The organism is Gymnodinialimonas sp. 202GB13-11, from assembly GCF_040932485.1.
GTDB classification, from domain to species: Bacteria; Pseudomonadota; Alphaproteobacteria; order Rhodobacterales; family Rhodobacteraceae; genus Gymnodinialimonas; species Gymnodinialimonas hymeniacidonis.
Genome location: NZ_JBFRBH010000001.1, coordinates 423,047 through 441,120, shown reverse-complemented (window position 1 = coordinate 441,120; position 18,074 = coordinate 423,047). Strand labels below are relative to the sequence as shown.

The 18,074-nt window shown below is 62.0% G+C and carries 24 protein-coding genes and 1 tRNA gene; 13 read left to right on the top strand and 12 right to left on the bottom strand.

The features are described from left to right. Positions 1–2 precede the first annotated feature (2 nt). From V8J81_RS02270 to V8J81_RS02235, 8 genes are all read left to right on the top strand, one after another. Entirely contained in the window at positions 3–680 is a 678-nt protein-coding gene (locus tag V8J81_RS02270) for a VOC family protein (RefSeq protein ID WP_368474133.1), read from the top strand. Further along, positions 677–1,147 carry a GNAT family N-acetyltransferase gene (locus V8J81_RS02265; protein WP_368474132.1) on the top strand — a complete coding sequence of 157 codons (471 nt, stop codon included), beginning with the start codon at positions 677–679 and terminating at the stop codon, positions 1,145–1,147. Before V8J81_RS02270 ends, V8J81_RS02265 begins: the two co-directional genes overlap by 4 nt. Positions 1,148–1,194: 47 nt before the next feature. Then, positions 1,195–1,896 carry a TerB family tellurite resistance protein gene (locus V8J81_RS02260; RefSeq protein WP_368474131.1) on the top strand — a complete coding sequence of 234 codons (702 nt, stop codon included), beginning with the start codon at positions 1,195–1,197 and terminating at the stop codon, positions 1,894–1,896. 60 nt (positions 1,897–1,956) lie between these two features. Further along, a complete protein-coding gene (locus tag V8J81_RS02255; protein WP_368474130.1) occupies positions 1,957–2,964 on the top strand; it encodes an endonuclease/exonuclease/phosphatase family protein in 1,008 nt (335 codons plus the stop codon). Positions 2,965–2,981: 17 nt separating this feature from the next. Then, positions 2,982–3,332: an AAA+ family ATPase gene (locus V8J81_RS02250; protein ID WP_368474129.1), complete on the top strand. Its 351-nt coding sequence runs from the start codon at positions 2,982–2,984 to the stop codon at positions 3,330–3,332. 198 nt (positions 3,333–3,530) lie between these two features. Beyond that, positions 3,531–5,354: a M3 family oligoendopeptidase gene (locus V8J81_RS02245; protein ID WP_368477579.1), complete on the top strand. Its 1,824-nt coding sequence runs from the start codon at positions 3,531–3,533 to the stop codon at positions 5,352–5,354. Next, positions 5,351–5,830, top strand: coding sequence for a GNAT family N-acetyltransferase (locus tag V8J81_RS02240; protein WP_368474128.1), 480 nt, complete (start codon positions 5,351–5,353; stop codon positions 5,828–5,830). Before V8J81_RS02245 ends, V8J81_RS02240 begins: the two co-directional genes overlap by 4 nt. Continuing rightward, positions 5,827–6,738, top strand: coding sequence for a M28 family metallopeptidase (locus V8J81_RS02235; protein WP_368474127.1), 912 nt, complete (start codon positions 5,827–5,829; stop codon positions 6,736–6,738). Before V8J81_RS02240 ends, V8J81_RS02235 begins: the two co-directional genes overlap by 4 nt. On the opposite strand, the gene V8J81_RS02230 is transcribed toward V8J81_RS02235, so the two are convergent. Further along, entirely contained in the window at positions 6,731–7,000 is a 270-nt protein-coding gene (locus V8J81_RS02230) for a DksA/TraR family C4-type zinc finger protein (RefSeq protein ID WP_368474126.1), read from the bottom strand. The genes V8J81_RS02235 and V8J81_RS02230 overlap by 8 nt on opposite strands. A 78-nt stretch (positions 7,001–7,078) precedes the next feature. Here V8J81_RS02230 and V8J81_RS02225 point away from each other — a divergent pair, with 78 nt between their 5' ends. Then, positions 7,079–8,266, top strand: coding sequence for a dipeptidase (locus tag V8J81_RS02225; RefSeq protein WP_368474125.1), 1,188 nt, complete (start codon positions 7,079–7,081; stop codon positions 8,264–8,266). Between the two features lie 39 nt (positions 8,267–8,305). On the opposite strand, the gene V8J81_RS02220 is transcribed toward V8J81_RS02225, so the two are convergent. From V8J81_RS02220 to V8J81_RS02195, 6 genes are all read right to left on the bottom strand, one after another. After that, positions 8,306–8,548: a CDGSH iron-sulfur domain-containing protein gene (locus V8J81_RS02220; RefSeq protein WP_368474124.1), complete on the bottom strand. Its 243-nt coding sequence runs from the start codon at positions 8,546–8,548 to the stop codon at positions 8,306–8,308. 113 nt (positions 8,549–8,661) lie between these two features. After that, on the bottom strand, positions 8,662–8,967 hold the full coding sequence (locus tag V8J81_RS02215) for a DUF4389 domain-containing protein (RefSeq protein ID WP_368474123.1): 306 nt from the start codon (positions 8,965–8,967) through the stop codon (positions 8,662–8,664). 32 nt (positions 8,968–8,999) lie between these two features. Then, positions 9,000–9,974 (bottom strand): Gfo/Idh/MocA family protein, encoded by a 975-nt coding sequence (locus tag V8J81_RS02210; RefSeq protein WP_368474122.1) that lies wholly within the window; start codon positions 9,972–9,974, stop codon positions 9,000–9,002. Positions 9,975–9,998: 24 nt separating this feature from the next. After that, positions 9,999–10,433: a hypothetical protein gene (locus V8J81_RS02205; RefSeq protein ID WP_368474121.1), complete on the bottom strand. Its 435-nt coding sequence runs from the start codon at positions 10,431–10,433 to the stop codon at positions 9,999–10,001. 198 nt (positions 10,434–10,631) lie between these two features. Then, complete coding sequence (gene rpoH, locus V8J81_RS02200; protein WP_368474120.1) at positions 10,632–11,528, bottom strand: RNA polymerase sigma factor RpoH; 897 nt, start codon at positions 11,526–11,528, stop codon at positions 10,632–10,634. 176 nt (positions 11,529–11,704) lie between these two features. After that, positions 11,705–12,718: an RluA family pseudouridine synthase gene (locus V8J81_RS02195; protein WP_368474119.1), complete on the bottom strand. Its 1,014-nt coding sequence runs from the start codon at positions 12,716–12,718 to the stop codon at positions 11,705–11,707. Here V8J81_RS02195 and V8J81_RS02190 point away from each other — a divergent pair. Further along, a complete protein-coding gene (locus V8J81_RS02190) occupies positions 12,717–13,031 on the top strand; it encodes a DUF6476 family protein (RefSeq protein WP_368474118.1) in 315 nt (104 codons plus the stop codon). The genes V8J81_RS02195 and V8J81_RS02190 overlap by 2 nt on opposite strands. A gap of 9 nt (positions 13,032–13,040) precedes the next feature. Here the strand turns inward: V8J81_RS02190 and V8J81_RS02185 are convergent. Together V8J81_RS02185 and V8J81_RS02180 are read right to left on the bottom strand one after the other, a co-directional pair. Beyond that, a tRNA-His gene (locus V8J81_RS02185) sits at positions 13,041–13,117 on the bottom strand. Between the two features lie 54 nt (positions 13,118–13,171). Next, positions 13,172–13,663 carry a GNAT family N-acetyltransferase gene (locus tag V8J81_RS02180; RefSeq protein WP_368474117.1) on the bottom strand — a complete coding sequence of 164 codons (492 nt, stop codon included), beginning with the start codon at positions 13,661–13,663 and terminating at the stop codon, positions 13,172–13,174. A gap of 67 nt (positions 13,664–13,730) precedes the next feature. Here V8J81_RS02180 and V8J81_RS02175 point away from each other — a divergent pair, with 67 nt between their 5' ends. Next, positions 13,731–13,925, top strand: coding sequence for a DUF6324 family protein (locus tag V8J81_RS02175; protein ID WP_368477578.1), 195 nt, complete (start codon positions 13,731–13,733; stop codon positions 13,923–13,925). A 59-nt stretch (positions 13,926–13,984) separates the two neighbouring features. Here V8J81_RS02175 and V8J81_RS02170 read toward each other — a convergent pair whose 3' ends face one another. The 3 genes from V8J81_RS02170 to V8J81_RS02160 all read right to left on the bottom strand — a co-directional run bounded on the left by V8J81_RS02170 (position 13,985) and on the right by V8J81_RS02160 (position 15,774). Next, the gene (locus V8J81_RS02170) at positions 13,985–14,656 is read right to left on the bottom strand and encodes an outer membrane protein (RefSeq protein ID WP_368474116.1); all 672 of its coding nucleotides are present in this window, start codon (positions 14,654–14,656) and stop codon (positions 13,985–13,987) included. 182 nt (positions 14,657–14,838) lie between these two features. Continuing rightward, on the bottom strand, positions 14,839–15,294 hold the full coding sequence (locus V8J81_RS02165; protein WP_368474115.1) for an MmcB family DNA repair protein: 456 nt from the start codon (positions 15,292–15,294) through the stop codon (positions 14,839–14,841). A 246-nt stretch (positions 15,295–15,540) separates the two neighbouring features. Then, positions 15,541–15,774, bottom strand: coding sequence for a hypothetical protein (locus V8J81_RS02160; RefSeq protein ID WP_368474114.1), 234 nt, complete (start codon positions 15,772–15,774; stop codon positions 15,541–15,543). A 180-nt stretch (positions 15,775–15,954) separates the two neighbouring features. On the opposite strand from V8J81_RS02160, the gene V8J81_RS02155 reads away from it, so the two are divergent. Beyond that, positions 15,955–17,283 carry an AAA family ATPase gene (locus tag V8J81_RS02155; protein WP_368474113.1) on the top strand — a complete coding sequence of 443 codons (1,329 nt, stop codon included), beginning with the start codon at positions 15,955–15,957 and terminating at the stop codon, positions 17,281–17,283. Next, positions 17,276–18,073: a COG3904 family protein gene (locus V8J81_RS02150; protein WP_368474112.1), complete on the top strand. Its 798-nt coding sequence runs from the start codon at positions 17,276–17,278 to the stop codon at positions 18,071–18,073. Before V8J81_RS02155 ends, V8J81_RS02150 begins: the two co-directional genes overlap by 8 nt. The last annotated feature ends 1 nt before the right edge of the window (position 18,074 follow it).

Here is an 18,074-nt window from a genome sequence, read left to right as displayed (position 1 = left end):
AGTTGCATTGGACACGAGGTCTATCGGCGTGCAACGGGCTTTCCGACCTGCGGGGCATCGGTTACGACAGGGCCATGCTGACATTGGATCATATCGTCGTCACAACCAGCGATTTGGCTGAAGGCGTGGCAGATGTTGAGGCGCGTCTGGGGCAAGAGCTTCTGCCCGGCGGGCAGCACGCGGCGATGGGCACGCATAATCGGCTGCTCTCACTGGGGTCGGATGCCTATTTCGAGGTGATCGCGGTGGACCCTGAAGGGACTTCGCCGGTTCAGCCGCGCTGGTACAATCTGGATGCGCGCGGGCCGGGCACGGGGCTGACCCATTGGGCGGCGCGGTGTGATGATCTGGAGGCCGCTTTGGCCGCCGCGCCGGAGGGCTGTGGTGTTCCGTGGTCGCTGGAGCGCGGCGATTTGCGGTGGCGCATGGCGGTGCCCGAGACGGGGCAGACGCCATTTGACGGGCTGTTTCCCGCGTTAATCCAATGGGATACGCCGCCGCCAGTTTTGAAGGATACAGGGGTGCGATTGGCGGATCTGCGGCTGCTGACGCCTGAGCCAGACGCGCTGCGGGCGGCGCTGGAGCCCATCCTGACGGACGAGTGGATCATGATTGACTACGCGGAAACGCCCCGGATCGAAGCGGTTTTGCGTACAAGCGGCGGTGTGGTGACGTTGTGATCCGACGCGCAACTTCTGAAGATTTGCCCGCCGTTCTGGCGCTGTGGAATGAGGTGATCCGTGAGACGACGATCACGTTCACTTCTGCCCCGAAAACCGAAGATCAGATCGCCAAGGTCCTGGCCGACCAGCCGGTGTTCGTGCCGGAGATCGACGGGGTTTGCTGCGGGTTTGGGACCTATGGGCAATTCCGGGGCGGCGACGGATATGCGCGCACGATGGAGCACGCGATCTACCTGAACGACGCGGCGCGGGGACGCGGGCTTGGACGTGCTCTACTGGAAGCGCTGAAAGACAGCGCCCGCGAGGACGGGGCGCAATCGCTGATCGGCGGCATCTCAGGTGAGAATGCGGGCGGCTTGGCCTTTCACGCGGCGATGGGCTTTGTTGAGGTCGGCCGTGTACCGGAAGCCGGACACAAGTTCGGGCGATATCTGGACCTTGTGCTGATGCAGAAGATGCTGTGAGCGTTTTCGGCCTGACGTTTCCCAAAAGACCGCGCTAAAGTCCTGATATGTCGCTTTGGTCTCGCATATCAGACGCGCTGGAAGCGCTGCGCCAGGGGGAAGGCCTGTCAGAGGTCTTTTCACGCCTGCGCTCACCACCGGAGCGGACGGTTGCCTTCACCATCGCCGTGATCGCGTTGTCGGCGAAGATGGCGAAGGCCGATGGTTTGGTGACGCGCGATGAGGTGACGGCGTTCCGCGAGGTCTTCCACATACCCCCCGCCGATGAGCCTGCCGCTGCTCGCGTGTTCAACATGGCCCGCGAGGATGTGGCGGGGTTTGAGACCTATGCCGAACGCATTGCGCGGATGTTTCGGGTCGAGGGCCAGCCCTGTGGCGTCGACAGCGTTTTGTGTGACCTGATGGAGGGGCTGTTTCACATCGCGGCGGCGGATGGCGAATACCACCCGGCCGAGGATGCCTTTTTGGCGCGTGTAGCCGAGATATTCGGGATGGAACGGCCTGCATTCGAGCGCCTGCGCGCCCGCCATGCGCCGGATTATGGGCCTGATCCTTATACGGTGCTGGGAGTCTCACCGGACGCCGGTCTTGATGAGATTCGTGACGCCTGGCGGGCCGAGGTGCGAGAGACGCATCCCGACCGGATGATTGCACGCGGCGTGCCGGAGGAGGCTGTGCGGCTGGCCGAGCGGCGGATGCAGGCGATCAACCGGGCCTGGGAAGAAATACAGGCGGGCCGGGCCGCGTGAGGTTGGTCGGTTTTATTGAGTACTTGAAACCAGTGGAAGACAGAGGCGCGCGAGACAGCCATGCGGATCGCAACCTATAACGTGGAATGGTTCCACACGCTGTTCGATGGCGCGGGCGGGTTGATCCGCGACGATAGCTGGTCGGGTCGGCGGGATGTGACCAAGGCGAAGCAGACGGAAGCGCTAATCACGGTGTTTCGCGCGCTCGACGCCGACGCGGTTTTAGTGGTGGAGGCGCCGGATTGCTCGCGGGGGCGCGACGGCGTTGCCGCGCTGCGCAATTTCGCGGAAGAAGCCGGCATAAGAGCGCGCGCGGTTTGCATGGGCTTTGCCAACGACACCCAGCAGGAGTTGATGCTGTTGTACGATCCGGACGTGATCACCGCGCGGCATGACCCGGTGGACCTCGGCGCGCCGGGGTTCGAAACCGAGTTTCGGATCGATCTGGATATTGATGCGTCCGAAGATGTCGTGCAGTTCTCCAAGCCGCCGCTGGAAGTGGCGCTGGAGACGCCTGTGGGCCCTCTGCGCCTGATCGGGGCGCATGTGAAATCGAAAGCGCCCCACGGCGCGCGCAACGAGGCCGATGTCATGCGGCTGGCGATTGCCAACAGGCGCAAGCAGTTGGCGCAGTGTATCTGGCTACGGCGGCGCGTGGAGGCACATCTCAAGCGCGGCGAGGCGCTGATCGTGGCCGGTGATCTGAATGACGGTCCCGGGCTTGATGAATACGAGGCGCTGTTCGGGCGCTCGGGCCTTGAGATTGTTCTGGGTCGGGAGGCGGAGGCTTCGCAGCAGATGTACGACCCCCATGCGGCACAGGCCTTGCAGTCGAGGATTTCCGCCGCGCCCACGACGGCGCGGTTCTTCCTACGCCATGAGGGGCGGTATCTGCAGGCGCTTTTGGATTACGTGATGGTCTCACCCGATTTGCGGACGCGCGCAAAGGGCTGGCATATCTGGCATCCGTTTGATGATCCGGCCTGTTGGGGCCAGCCAGAGGTGCGCGATGCCCTCCTGACCGCTTCTGACCATTTCCCCGTCAGCCTTGATCTTGAGGCCCTGTGACCCCCATCTTTGAGGGTATGAAACACGCAATAGCAGTGAGTTTGACCGCCGGGGCGTTGGCGTTAGCGACGCCTGCGGCGGCGCAGGACGACAGCGATCTGAGCGAGGGTCTGGGCCTTTTGGGCGAAGGCGCGCAGATGATCCTGGAAGGTCTGATGGAGGAAATGCGGCCGATGCTGGAAGAGGCCCGGCCCTATTTCGAAGAAGAGGTATTGCCGTTCCTGAACCGTATGGGCGAGTTGATGGATGATGTGACGTCCTACGAACTGCCCGAACGGTTGCCCAATGGCGATATCATCATTCGCCGCTCTCCCGACGCGCCTCCGTTTGAGCCGGAAGTGGGTGAAAACGGCGACGTCGAGCTTTGAGCCGAATGAGAGTTTGCGCTTTGGCTTGAACCAAATCGCGGGTGGCGCGGGGCCAAGGCCCGCGATGGGGGCGCAGCCCCCGGTCGCCGTTGGCGCCCTCCCCCGGGATATTTTTGGCACATGGAAGACAGGGCGGGTTGAGAGTGGCGCGCCCCGGGCGCATATCTGTGGTCACACCAAATGACTCGAGGATTTCCGATGCGCCTGACTTTCCCTGCACCCGTTCTTGATGCTGCAACCGAAGCCGGGGGGATGCCGTTGGGGGATTTGCCGGAATGGGATCTGAGCGATCTCTATGCCGGGCAGGATGCCGCCGAGTTGAAGCGGGATCTGGATTGGTTGGAAGAGGCGTGCCGATCCTTTGCGGAGGACTATGAGGGCAAGCTGGCGGATCTGGACGCTCCAGGCTTGCTTGAGTGTACGTTGCGCTATGAGAAGATTGACGTGATCGCGGGGCGGATCATGTCGTTTGCTGGCCTGCGCTATTACCAGAAGACCACTGACGGCGAGCGTGCCAAGTTCATGTCGGACATGCAGGACAAGATCACGGCGTTTACCACGCCGCTGGTGTTTTTCTCCTTGGAATTCAACCGGATCGAGGATGCGCATTACGACGCGATGATGGCGGAGAGTGCCGAGTTGGGTCGCTACAAGCCGGTGTTCGACCGGATGCGGGCGATGAAGCCTTACCAGCTGTCGGACGAGTTGGAGAAGTTCCTGCACGACAAGTCGGTTGTGGGGGCCTCGGCCTGGAACAAGCTGTTTGATGAGCAGATTGCGGGGCTGTCCTTTGATGTGGATGGCGAAGCGATGGGGATCGAGGCGACACTGAACCTGTTGACCGACAGCGATCGACAGCGGCGGGAAGCAGGCGCGAAGGCGCTTGCGGCGAAGTTTGGTGAGACCGCTCCTTTGTTTGCACGGGTGCACAACACGCTGGCCAAGGAGAAGGAAATCCATGACCGGTGGCGCGGGCTGCCCTCACCTCAGATGGGGCGGCACCTGTCAAACCATGTGGAACCGGAGGTGGTCGAGGCGCTCCGCAATGCAGTTGTGGCCGCCTATCCGCGCCTGAGCCACCGCTATTACAAGCTGAAGGCCAAATGGATGGGGCTGGAGACGCTGGAGGTCTGGGACCGCAACGCGCCCTTGCCGATGGAAGAGGACCGGCTGGTCGGCTGGGACGAGGCGCGGCGCGTCGTGTCAGAGGCTTATGCCGCGTTTGACCCACGGATGGAGGAACTAGCGCGGCCGTTCTTCACTGATGGCTGGATTGATGCGGGCGTGAAGGAGGGCAAAGCGCCCGGCGCATTTGCGCATCCGACGGTTGTGGATGTGCATCCGTATGTGATGCTGAACTACCTCGGCAAACCACGCGATGTGATGACATTGGCCCATGAATTAGGTCATGGCGTTCACCAGCGCTTGGCGGCGGGTCAGGGTGAGATGCTGTCGTCTACGCCGCTGACCCTGGCTGAGACGGCGTCGGTATTTGGCGAGATGCTGACCTTCCGCAAGATGCTGTCGGAGGCCAAGGATGATGCCGCGCGCAAGGTGATGCTGGCGGGCAAGGTCGAGGACATGATCAACACGGTCGTGCGCCAGATCGCGTTCTACGATTTCGAATGCAAGTTGCATGACGCACGGCGCGCGGGTGAGTTGACGGTCGATGACATCAACGCGCTGTGGATGTCGGTGCAGGGCGAGAGCCTCGGCCCGGTGTTCAACTTCATGGACGGGTATGAGACCTTCTGGGCCTATATCCCGCATTTCGTGCACTCGCCCTTTTACGTCTACGCCTATGCGTTTGGTGATGGCCTCGTGAATGCCCTCTACGCGGTCTATGCCGAGGGGGCCGAGGGCTTTGAGGAGAAGTATTTCGACATGCTCAAGGCGGGTGGATCGAAGCACCATAAGGAGCTTCTCGCGCCGTTCGGGCTGGATGCCAGCGACCCAGCGTTCTGGGACAAAGGGCTGAGCATGATCGAAGGGTTTATCGACGAATTGGAAGCGATGGAGTGAGCCTGAAGGTTACTCTGGCCCGGCTTGGGCCGGAGGATCAGGCGCGGTTTTCTGGCGTTCGGGTTTTGCCGGAGCAGGAAGTGTTTTCCGGCACGCCGGCGGAGGCCTTTGCGGAGGATCCCGCGCGGTTTGATCTGCATGGGGTCGTCGCAGATGGCGCGCCGGTTGGGTTGTTCAAGATCGACCGGGCGTACCACTACGATATTCCCGTTTGTGCCGAGGGCGCATTGGGCCTGCGGGCGTTCATGATCGGGGCCGCGCATCAGGGGCGCGGGATTGCGACGGCGGCGGTCCGGGCGATGAAGGCGCATTTGGCAGCGGAGTATCCGGACCGGCCTTGTGTGGATTTGACCGTGAACCATGTGAACAAGGTGGCCATTGCGTGCTACCTGAAGGGTGGTTTTGTCGATACAGGCGAGGATTGGCTGGAAGGCCGCGCGGGGCCGCAGGATTTGCTGAGGATGGTTTTGCGATGATGGATCGGCGGATGGTTTTGGCGGGGGCGGCTGCGTTGGCCGCTCGGCCCGGGTGGGCGCAGGGCGATCCGATTGCGGCTTTGGTCGATCAGGTCTCCCAAGAGGTGTTGGTCAATACGGTCTACGGGCTGACCTCCTTTCCGACCCGCTTCACGGACCATCCTCAGTTTCCTGTGGTGGAAGAATGGGTGCACGACGTGATGGCGCTGCAGGGCGACGTAACGCGCTTTGGCTTCCAGATGCCGTCGGGCAAAACGCGGCACAATTTCATTCTGGGCGACGCCAGTGACACGCGGGGCGTGATCCTGATCGGGGCGCATTATGACAGTGCCTCTGAGGATTCGATGAACAACGCGCCGGGCGCGAACGACAATGCGACGGGCATGGCCGCGATGCTGGAGGCCTATCGCATCCTGTCAGGTGCGGGGCTGAACAAGAGCGTCGTGGCGATGGCTTTCGCAGGCGAGGAACAGGGGTTCTATGGCTCCGCCGCGATTGCGGAATTCGCGCGGGCCGAAGGGTGGCCCATCGAGATGATGATCAACCTCGACATGTTGGGGTGGCGGCCACCGAACCCGGCGATGCCGATGATTGTGGAATACGACATGGGCAATGCCGTGGCGGGCAACGATGCGGCCTCGGCGTCGTTTGGGCAGATGATGGCGGAGGTTGCGGCGGACTATACGACGCTGAACACGTCGCACACCGACATCTGGGCCAGTGACTACATGCCGTTTGAGGCGACGGGCTTCCCCGCGATGGGGCTCTATGACGGGGGCGTAGACGACCCGCGATATGGGACGAGCCGGGATATTCCGGATGTGCTCGACTTCGGCCGGTTGCAGCAGGCCACGCGCATGGTGATTGCGGGGGTGGCCCGCTATTGCGGGCTTTCAGAGCCTATTTGAGCTGAGAGTCTTTTGATCCGCGCCGATTGATGCCGCCGCGTGCCTCTGGCCTCGCATCACGATCAGTCGCGCATTCAATGCAGAGCTTTACACCCGGGATAGCTTTGCGCCGCGCCTCGGGGATCGTCTCTTCGCAATCGGCACAATGGGTCAGGCTTTCGCCTTGCGGGCCTTTGCGAGCACGCATCCGGGCCAGTTCATCGGAGATCGAGGCTTCGATCTGTTCGCTGACCGCGCCGTCTTTTGCCCATCCGCCTGCCATGGCTTCACTCCCGCAACGTCGTGCTTGCGCCTATCGCGCCTCTCCGTAACGTGGGTGCAAACGCGGGAGGGATCAAGAATGCGGACTTTCGGGAAATGGTTGGGGCGCGGATTGCTGTTGGTGGTTTTGGCCTTGGTAGCCTTCCTGACCTTCGCGCCGGGCTATGTTGAGGCCGAGCGCAACGGGATCAACTGGCAAGGCCCCTACCCCGTCTCGGATGAGGCACGCGCATTACATGACACATTGATTATCGGCGATTGGCATGCCGACAGCCTGTTGTGGAACCGTGACCTGACTGAGCGCGGAGATCGGGGGCATGTGGACGTGCCGCGCCTGCTGGAAGGCAATGTGGCGTTTCAGGTGTTCACGGCGGTCACAAAAAGCCCAGCGGGGCAGAATTACCATGAAAATACAGGCGATGGGACGGACAGCATCACGCTGCTGGCTATGGGGCAGATGTGGCCAGTGCGCACGTGGACCAGCCTTGTGGAACGCGCGCTCTATCAGGCGGAGCGGTTGTATGGATTTGCCGAGGCCTCGGACGGGGCGTTGCGTGTAATCACGGATGAAGCGGGGCTGGAGGCTTTGCTGGCGGATCGCGCGGCAGGTGAGGCGGTTGTCGGCGGCATGCTGGGGATCGAAGGGGCGCACGCGCTGGAAGGGGATATGGCGAACCTCGACCGGTTGGAGGAGGCGGGCTTTCGCCTGATCGGGTTGCACCACTTTTTTGACAACGAGGTCGGCACGTCACTCCATGGCGTCGGCGACGGCGGGCTGACGGATTTTGGCCGCGAGGTCGTGGCCGAAGTGGTCGCGCGTGGCATGGTGCTGGACCTTGCCCATTCGTCGGAGGCGGTGGCGCGGGAAGTGGTCGAGTTGACCGATATTCCGCTGGTGGTGAGCCATACCGGCCTGCGGTCGGTCTGCGACGCGCACCGGAATTTCCCCGACAACCTGATGCGTCAGATCGTGCAGAACGGCATGGATCAGGGCGGCGGCGTCATCGGGATCGGCTATTGGGCCGATGTGACTTGCGATGACAGCCCCGAAGGCGTGGCGCGGGTGATCATGGCGGCGATTGACGTGCTTGGCGTCGATCACGTGTCGCTGGGGTCGGACTACGACGGCTCAGTCACCGTGGGCTTTGACACGTCGGAATTGGCCGCTTTGACCGACGCGCTTCTGCGCGCCGGGGCCACAGAAGATGAGGTGCGCGCCGTGATGGGCGGGAACCTGATGCGGGTACTGAGGGCGCGGCTGAATTAAGCCGCCCCTCCTCGAGCCTGACGGCTCTCCTCGCAGCTTTCAGAGTTTGCTGTGCGATCCGTCGCAAAGCGGTGGGTTGCCCGTGGCCTTGCAGCCGCAGAAGAAGGCTTTGCCGTCCTTTTCCGCCGTGTACTTAACGGGTGTGAAATCGCTGCCCTTATGGGAGCCATCGCAGAACGGCTGGTTCGACGACTCCCCGCAGGAGCACCAGAAGTAGTTTTTTCCGGCTTCGACATCGACGGCATAGGGGGCGAGTTGCGCGATCTTTGGGGCGTCGGACATGGGTGCTGGCTCCGTGCTTGCTGGTGTTGGTGCGTTAGAAGGAGCAGTGGGCCGCGTTGCGTCAACCGGCTTGGGCGCGCAGTTAATGTGCGTCAGCGCTCAGTCGATGTCTATTAGTCCAGATCCGTCCACGGCCAGGGCTTCACCTCGGACGCGGCCACTTGGTAGCGCGCGGCCTTTGCGATCCAGATGCCCAGATCGGTGCCGAAATCGGCCAGCCGTTCGTTTGGCTCGCCCTTGGACGCCAGCATGACGATGAACTGGATCACGGTCACGGCGGTCAGAATTGTGCTGGCGAAGCTTAGCATGAAGGCGATGATGATCATGTAGAGCAGCCGCTGGATGAGGCTGTCTTTCTCGGCCAAGGGTTGCTCACCGTTCATGCGACCGTCGAGGCTTTCATCGTCGTTCCGGGACATTCTCGCATTCCTCTGGGTGGCTCGAGCACAGTTTAACCCGCAGCGCGCCCCATGGCAAAGATCGCATCGAGGGCGGACTGCGTGCCGCGGGTGAATTCGAGCGGGTTGCCGAAGGGCGTGCCATCGAGGGCGTGGGCCGCGACGTTTTCGACTTGGGCCACGTATTGATCGACCTGCGGGAAGCGGATCACCTGCGTTTCACTTTCCGGCTTGGTCAGGTGAATTTGCGCCTCACCCCAATAATACGCATTGAAGGGTGTTTGCAGGGTCAGCGTGCCTTTGTCGCCGTGGAAGGCCATGTGCTGATGTTTGGTTGTGCGCATCGAGAGGTGGAAGCTGAACCGGACGTCGCCGGCGCGCATGGCGACCCATGTGGTTGTATCAACTCCGCTTTCCAGCAGCCAATCGACATGGGTCGGCGTGGGTTCGAGACCAGTGGCAAAGCGGAAGCCGCCGATGGGGTAGACACCGATATCATAGAGCGCGCCGCCGCCCATGTCCTGGCTGAGGCGGATGTTTGAAGGGTCGAGGCCGCCGAAGCAGAAACTGCCCGTAACGGTTTTCAGGGTGCCGATAGCGCCGTTAGCGATCAGGTCGCGGGTGCGGGCCCATTGCGGATGATGGGCAGGCATCCAGGCCTCAGCGATCAGTTTTCCGGTGGCGTCGCGAGTGGAAATCAGGAGGTCGATGTCGTCGGTCGAAAGGCCAATGGGCTTTTCGCAGAGGACGTGTTTGCCAGCCTCCGCCGCCTTGATGCTCCATTCCGTGTGCAGCGCGTTGGGCAGGGGGATGTAGACGGCGTCGATCTCGGGATCGTTGAGGATCGCGTCATAGCTGGGTTCGACCTGAAGGCCAGGGAAGCGCTCAACGAACGGCGCGGCGCGGTCAGGGGAGCGTGTGGCGATGGATTTCAGGCGGGTGCGGGCGGCGGCGTGGATGGCGGGGGCCATGGTGCCAAGCGCGAAACGGGCAGTGCCAAGGATGCCCCATGTCAGATGGTTGGTCATGGGGCCTTGGTAGCGCGGTGCGCCTTAGGCTGCCAGAGGGGTCGTGTGGCTGCGCGGTCCGTGGGCGGCGGCCATCATGGTGGCGAGCATCGTGCCGGTGGCTGTTTCCCATGCGCTGGTCAACGCGGGATCGGTGCCAAGCCGGTCAGCGACCGCGTCGAGAAAGGCCGCGTGGATCGCAATGTAGCCGCGCGGGGCCATGCCGGCGTCGCGCAGATGCAGGGCGAGGCCAACAAGGACTTCGCGGGAAAGGTCCGGGCGGTCAGCTGCGGGGGCTGCGGCGGTCAGCGATGCGAAAACAGTGCGAACCAGCATGTCCGAAGACGCCAAGGCCGGGGCGTAATGTGCCAGGCGAGACGCAAAGACCAAAACGCCCTGTTCGTGCATCGCGTCGAGGAGCGGGGCGGTTGCGCGGACAAGGGCCGTGGGGGACAGGGGGCGAAGCGTTTGGATCGTCATGGCTGGCATGCCTTTCGGCTTTGAAGGGGTGCAGACAGTATGGGCGCGGCGGCAGACTGGCGAAAGGTCAGGTATCCCCCACCCCTCGAATGCCAGTGCACACAGACCTACGGCAACTTGGTTAACGAGCCGTGAAACGAAAAACGGCTCGCGCGGGGAGGTCGCACGGGCCGTCTGGTTCGTCTTGGAGGACGAGAGTTATGCGGTGGCAAGCATGCCTTGCTCGCGCGCCATTTCACGCATGCGCTTTTGCAGCTTCTCAAAGGCGCGCACTTCGATCTGGCGGATACGCTCGCGGCTGACATCGTAGACGCCCGACAGGTCTTCCAGCGTCACCGGGTTTTCCTGCAGGCGGCGCTGGGTCAGGATGTCCTTTTCACGATCGTTCAGGACTTCCATCGCCTCTTCCATCAGGGCCATGCGGGCCTGATACTCATCACGTTCTGCATAGTCGGTGGCCTGGTCAGCATCCTCATCTTCCAGCCAATCCTGCCACTGGGCGGAGCCTTCATCGTCGGACCCGACTGTCGCGTTGAGCGAGGCATCACCGCCCGACAGACGCCGGTTCATAGAGATCACTTCGGTCTCGGTCACGCCAAGATCATTCGCGATACGCTCCACGTTCTCAGGACGCAGATCGCCTTCTTCTAGCGCACCGATACGGGCCTTGGCTTTGCGCAGGTTGAAGAACAACTTCTTTTGCGCGGACGTTGTGCCAAGCTTCACCAGCGACCACGAGCGCAGGACATATTCCTGGATCGCGGCGCGGATCCACCACATAGCGTAAGTGGCCAGACGGAAGCCCTTGTCCGGGTCGAATTTCTTGACCGCCTGCATAAGGCCCACATTCGCCTCAGCAATCACTTCGGCTTGCGGCAGGCCATAGCCTCGATAGCCCATCGCGATTTTCGCGGCGAGGCGCAGGTGCGACGTGACCATCTTGTGGGCGGCGTCGGTATCTTCCTGCTCAACCCAGCGTTTGGCGAGCATGAATTCCTCTTCCGGCTCCAGCATCGGGAACTTACGGATCTCCTGCAGGTAGCGGTTCAGACCACCTTCCGGAGTGGGTGCGGGTAGATTTGCATAGTTGGCCATATCTGGTCCCCCTGTTCACGGGACGGGCGCTTTGGCCCGGTTAGGGTGCATGTAAATACGATTAACTTCTTTACAAGAGGTTAAATTCAAAAATCGGAAGGGAGGTATAGCGCACTGCGCATGCGAACAACAAGCCTCATGCACTCACAATATCGTGCAAATGCGCACAGATAGCTTCAGGACGGCGCGATTTCCGCCAAAAGGACTCTGAAATCAGCCGGGATGGGCGCCTCGAACCGCAGTGTCTTCTGCGTGACCGGGTGGGTGAACCCCAAGACGGCAGCGTGGAGCGCCTGACGGGGGAAGCCATTGATTGCAGCGGAACCTGGCGTTTTCTCGGACACTTTGCGCCGCCCGCCATAGGTCTGGTCACCCACAAGGGCGTGGCCCGCATGGGCCATATGAACGCGGATTTGGTGTGTGCGACCGGTTTCCAGACGGCAGGCCACAAGCGCGACGGGCCCATGGGCTTCCAACACACGCACCCGCGTCACGGCATGGCGACCGCCGGAAAACAGCACCGCTTGGCGCTGGCGGTCGGTTTTGTGGCGGGCAAGCTGCGTGGTGATCTTGAGCACCGCGCCCTCGAAGCTCACCCCTTTTACGCCACGCAGGCGCGGGTCGGACCCGTCAGGCACACCGTGACACACGGCGAAATATTCCCGCTCCATCGAGTGATCGGCGAATTGCGCGGCCAACCCGTGATGGGCGCGGTCGGACTTGGCCACCACCAGAATACCCGACGTATCCTTATCGATCCGATGCACGATGCCGGGGCGCTTTTCGCCGCCCACACCGGACAGGTCGCCGCCAAAATGATGCAGAAGCGCGTTCACCAACGTGCCGGACGGGGAGCCGGGCGCGGGGTGCACGACCATGCCTGCGGGCTTGTTTACGACGATCAGGTCATCATCTTCGAACAGGATGTCGAGCGGGATGTCTTCAGGCAACGTGTCAACATCTGCCGCCTCTTCCACTGTGATCTCGACCACATCACCTTCGGCCACCTTGGCCTTGGGATCAATGACCGCTGCGCCATTCACGGCAACAGCCCCGGCCGGGATCAACTTCGCAAGGCGTGAGCGGCTGATCGCCTCGCCCTCTGGCACGGCGCGCGCGACTGCCTTATCAAGGCGCGGCTCCGGGTTGGGGCCGATTGTAACCGAAACGATGCGCGTGGATGCGGACATGACTGAGCCTGTCGAAGAACAAGAGCCTCCCCTACCGCCGTCGCTGCGGTTCCTCAAGGTATTGGTGACAGGACTGACGATCATGATGGTGCTGGGGGTCGGCGCGGTGATCTTGCTTATGCTGGTCCGCCTGAGCGACAATCGAGGCCCAGTGCTGGTGCACCCGGACGTGTTCGAGTTCCCGATAGATGTGGAAACGGTCGGGTACAGTGTCATCAACGGCTACACCGTGTTGGTGGGCGATGACGGCGTGATCCGGGTCTACGCGTCTGACACGCGCGAATTGGTCGACACGCTCGATCTGAATGAATGAAGGTGGGGATGGTACCAGCGCCCCGGCTCGAACGGGGGACCTCCTGATCCACAATCAGGCGCTCTAACCAACTGAGCTACGCCGGCATACTCATGCACTGGCGCGGGAATAGCGCCGAGGTTTGTCGATTGCAAGGGGTGTCAGGCGGTCAAATCCTTAGTCCATTCCTGTTCGATAAGGTCCACTCCGAACGAACGGACGGGCTTGGACGAGTTGCAGGTGAAGCCCGCTTTTTCATAGAGCGCGCAGGCGGCACGGTGGCTTTCGTGGGTCCATAGAGTCAGGCGTTTGAACCCGTGGGAACGGGCGTGGTTGAGGCATAGGGTCAACATTTGGCGGCCAAGCCCCCTGCCCCGAGCCTCGGGCACAAGCAGGAACAGTCTTAGTTTGGCGGTGTTTATATCGGGTCCGTGGACACAAAAGATCGAGCCAAGCCGTGTGTTACCGTCCCATGCAATCCACGCCCGTTCGACCGGCACGCGGCGATGGTCGATGAAATCGGCCAGAATGCGGGCCACCAGCGCTTCAAAACTGGCATCGAAGCCCTCATCCGCAGCATAAAGCATCGCGTGTTGTTCAATCAGCCACCCGGCGTCACCGGGGGCGAGGTCGCGAAACTCAATCTCTGCCATGGCCCCTCCCTTGCGCTCGGGCGGCGCGGTGCGCTACCCCGTCTTCGCAACCTTGGAGACGCGCGCAATGGGCATCAACAGCGAAAACGAAATGGCGGCTGACTTGCAGATCGGGCCGACCACGCTTGGCATGGTGCGCATCTACATTGTCGGCGATGGCATCGACCTTCCGATGGATTTCGACCCGGAAGAAGCCGAAGAGATCGCCGATGAATTGCGCGCTGCGGCCGCTGCTGCGCGCAAAGCGGGCAAGAAACGCTAATTTGCAGACGGGTCCGGACACCTTGATCCGAACCCGCCGCCTCGCACCTTGCCTAGTGGTCAGAAACGAAACCGCAGCCCCACATTCAAAGACAAATCGTTGTAGTCGCCGCTGACAATGCCGGTGCTGACGCCCGCCGGATTGAACCGGTTCGACTCGACGTCAAAGAACCGCCGGTAGCGCAGGTCTGCTGTCAGGGCGAGCGCATCACTGAGGTCGTAAGACGCCCCGGCAATCAATTGTGCTGCAAAGACGGTATCGTCTTCGTTCACCGCGACACCCGGACCGTACACAAGGTCCTGCTCGATAAATGCTGCGCCGAGGCCTGCGCCGAGATAGGGCGTGAATGGCCCACCCGTATCAAAATCGTAGAGCGCATTTGCGAACAGCGTTGTGGCACGAATGCCGCCGTCTACGTTGACCTCTGCCGCCGATCCATTGCCCGAGAAGAAAATCTGGTCGGCGTCGGATTGGGTGTAGCTGAGTTCAACTTCTGCACGGACGGAAGGTGCTATCGTCGCCCCCACGCCAATGCCGAAGTTAAAACCGCTGTCATAGTCTGTGTCGACTGACTGCAACCCGCCTGGCGGTGTAATGACGCCGTCGAAATCCGACTGACCTTCAAACGTGACGCCGCCAAACACAAAGCCATACCGGTCTTGCAAGGATTGCGCCGATGCGCCTGTGCCGACAGCGATGAACGCGGCGATAACGAGCGGAGAGAGTTTCATTGTGTGTTTCCCAATTGCGAATGATCTCGTCCCCGTCCTAGCGGCGAAAGATCATCACGTGGAAATCACCTTGGCGTGTGGGTTTTTATTATAATTTTCAGGCGTTTGTGTTGCGCGCGGATGCGCAGAATGGCCTTCATTTTCGCACCGAATAAACCGGGCCGCTCGCGTGTTATATTTGGTTAAAGAACTTGTTCCGGATCGCGCAGAAGGTGCAGCCGAAGCGCCGCGTGGCGGGCGAATTTCTGCGTCACGGCTTTGCGCCGCGCGCCAGCAAGCTTGGTCTCTGGACCAAACCGCAGGATTTCAGCGTCGTACCCATCTGCAATGATCAGCCCGGTGTCATCGGGCAAAAGCTCCGTGGGGAAATTCTCGTCGACCGCCCAGAAATAACGGTCTCCCCATTCCAGATACCCCTCCCATTTAGCGTCCGAAGTGAAATCCACGCGGGAGGATTTGCATTCGATCACCCAAAGCTCCCCTTTCGGGCCAAGAGCCATCACGTCCAGCCGTTTGCCGCGCTCTGGCGTGAATTCTTCAAGCGTCACGAAATCATGGGCCCGCAGATGACGGCAGACGCCACGCGCCAGAAGCTGGCCGGGTTTTGCATTTGCGAGCGGATCAAGTGCCGTATCCATTTCGCCAGATTGGAACATTAGTGGAACATTTTCAAGCGCCCGCTGCCCTTGCCCCGCCGGGTCATCCCCCCTACATCGCGTTGTGACGGGTCTGCCCTTCTTCGTACCTGTGGCAATATTCCGGTGGCCTTAAGCAATTCCGAGGGAGCTGGCTCTGGCCGGGCCGTGGTCCGGTTACCTGGCGCCCACCTGTATATACAGGTCCTCGGGAATGAACGCCTCTACGGTTGTGGTGGTCCCCGTCACCTAATCCTCGGCCTGGTCGGCCAGCATCATGATGCGGATGCCCATCTGAACCGAGCCGAATGTGATCGCGCAAAGCACCCACAGCACAAGCACCGCCAACGGCCCTTCGCTGGTGTGTGTGACCAGATGCCAGAGGTTTGCGACGTTCATCCACAGCAGCATCGCCACGAAAACAGCCGCGACGAGCGAACCAATCGCGGCATGGCGCAGCAGGAAAGCGATGTGTTTGGGCATGGGGCACCTTTTGGGGATGTACAAAGGGTAGCGCGGCACACCCACTACGTCGAGAGCACTCGCGCGGATCGGCCAGGTCACGCAGATTTGTGCAGAGGATAAGGTGCTTTTGTGCAGGCTGCTTGGGTGTTCGCCGCTTCCGGCTATATTGAGCGAATTGCAGCTTCAGAAAGCCCGACCATGCCCGATTCCCATCGCCCCAACACAAACCCTCACGGGCTTGCCCATGCCCGCGAGTTGCAAGGGCATCTCAGCTGGCTCGACAGTTTCTCAGGTGCGGCACTGGCGGTGCTGGCAACGGCTTCGGGCATCTACACGTATCTTGGCGTATCCTCCCTGCTCGATGACACAGGCGCTTTGTCCTTCTTCGCGGCGGCGGCCTATTCGATAGCGGTTTCCGTCGGCATTTTTGTCTTCTGGTCCTACCTGATGCGGCTTCTGCCCGCGATGCGCACCGCGGCGGCGAAACTGAAGCTGATGGGTGCGATGGTGCTGGGATCCTTTGCGATCATTGCGATGTCATCTTGGCTGAACGCAGCCGCCTTGGCGGGCGCAGCGGCGGTGGAACAACACCTCGCGCGCACGGTTCAGGACTATCAGGAAGCGCTCGAACAGGCCCACGACACGGCGGTCAGCGCCCAAGCCTTGCAACGCGACGTGGCCCGCGTCCGGCAATCGTTCGAGGATTTGTCGGAACAAGAAGCCGCAGGAGACCTTTCCGGCCTTGCCGGTCGCGGCGCGGTCTTCCGTGTGTTGCGCCAGAAGGCGGAGGAACTGGCCGCGTTGGAAGCGCAGATCGCCGCGCAGACGGAGTTGATCGAAAGCGCCTTTGACGAGGGCAACGTGATCCTGTCCCGAATGCGCGCGCTGATCGTAGAGCCGGGCGCGGTTGAGGCACGGTCCGTGGCGTTTTCCGAAGACGCAGTGCGTCTGGCCGGGTTGGTCACAACCCTGCGCCAGCTTTCGGTCGCCCCATTGGTGGACCGTGCGGCGGAGGATCTCTCCGCATCTGTCGTCTTGCCCGAACTCGACGCATCGGGTGCTGCCGGACAGGACGCGCAGGCCTCGACCATTACCAGCGTGTTGCAAGTGCTCGCCCTGCGCGCGGAATCGCTGGAGGAAGCCGCCGAGCAGGTCCTGGCCCGCCCTGCCCCGCCGGAAGTGACCTACACGCCGATCTCCAGCGCTGACGCGGTGATCCTTTATGCCCGCAACTTCGTGCCGTCCTGGGCCGGGGCCATCGCCATCGACCTGCTGCCCGCTGTTTTGGTCCTTATCCTGATGGTGACACAGGGCGCGATCCGCGCAGGCCGCGGGGACTTGCCAGCCGAAGACACGCTCACATTGGCCGAATTACGCTCGGCCCTGCATGCCATGCGTGAGATGGAGGCGCTCGACCGCGCCGATCAGGTGCAGGTCGAACAGGCCGGCGCTCCAGTGCTACCGCGCGAGGCTCAGGGCGAGAATATCAGCCCTCTGCCCAATCCGCCTGCGCGGTCCAATGACTGATACGCCGGACACCCCGCGCGGCTTCACCGTTCGCCGCGCGATATTGGCGATCCTGGGCTTTCAGGTCGGCATGGCGGTGGTGCTGGCAGGCTCAGACCTGATCGGTGCAATTCCCCAGCTTCTGAGCGGGCCAAACGCCCCTGCTTTGGACGCGCCGGTGGCCCCCGGCGATCAGGTCCGCCGCTTCCGCCCCGGCGACCTTCCCGGGCGCGAGCGGCTAAGCCCTGATCGGCAAACCCCCATCCCCGACCCAGGCGACATGCCCAGCCGCCTGCGGTTCAGCGCCGAGGGTGAGACGGCTTTGGTCACCGGCGACATCTCCCCCGGTGATGCGGACCGGTTCACCGAATGGCTCACCGGCGCAGAAAACGTCACCACGATCCGCCTGCATTCGCCCGGTGGGTCGGTTACGGATGCGCTGATCATCGGCGCTGCGCTGCGCGAGGCGGATCTGAATACGGTGATGGAGGATGGCGACATCTGTCTGTCCGCCTGCCCCTACATTCTGGCGGGCGGCGTGATGCGCACTGTCCCCGACGAGGCCATGGTTGGCGTCCATCAACACTATTTCGGCGAAAGCACCGCGCTGCCTGCCTTTCTGGCCGTCGAGGACATCCAGCGCGGCCAAGCCGACGTGATGGCGCATCTGGACGCGATGGGTGTGGACGTCCGCGTGATGCAGCACGCCCTTAGCACGCCGCCGGAAGCGATCTACGTGCTGCTGCCTGAAGAATTGGTTGAGTACCGGATGGTCTACGACCCCAGTGAGGAAGACGCCACGAGTGAGTGAC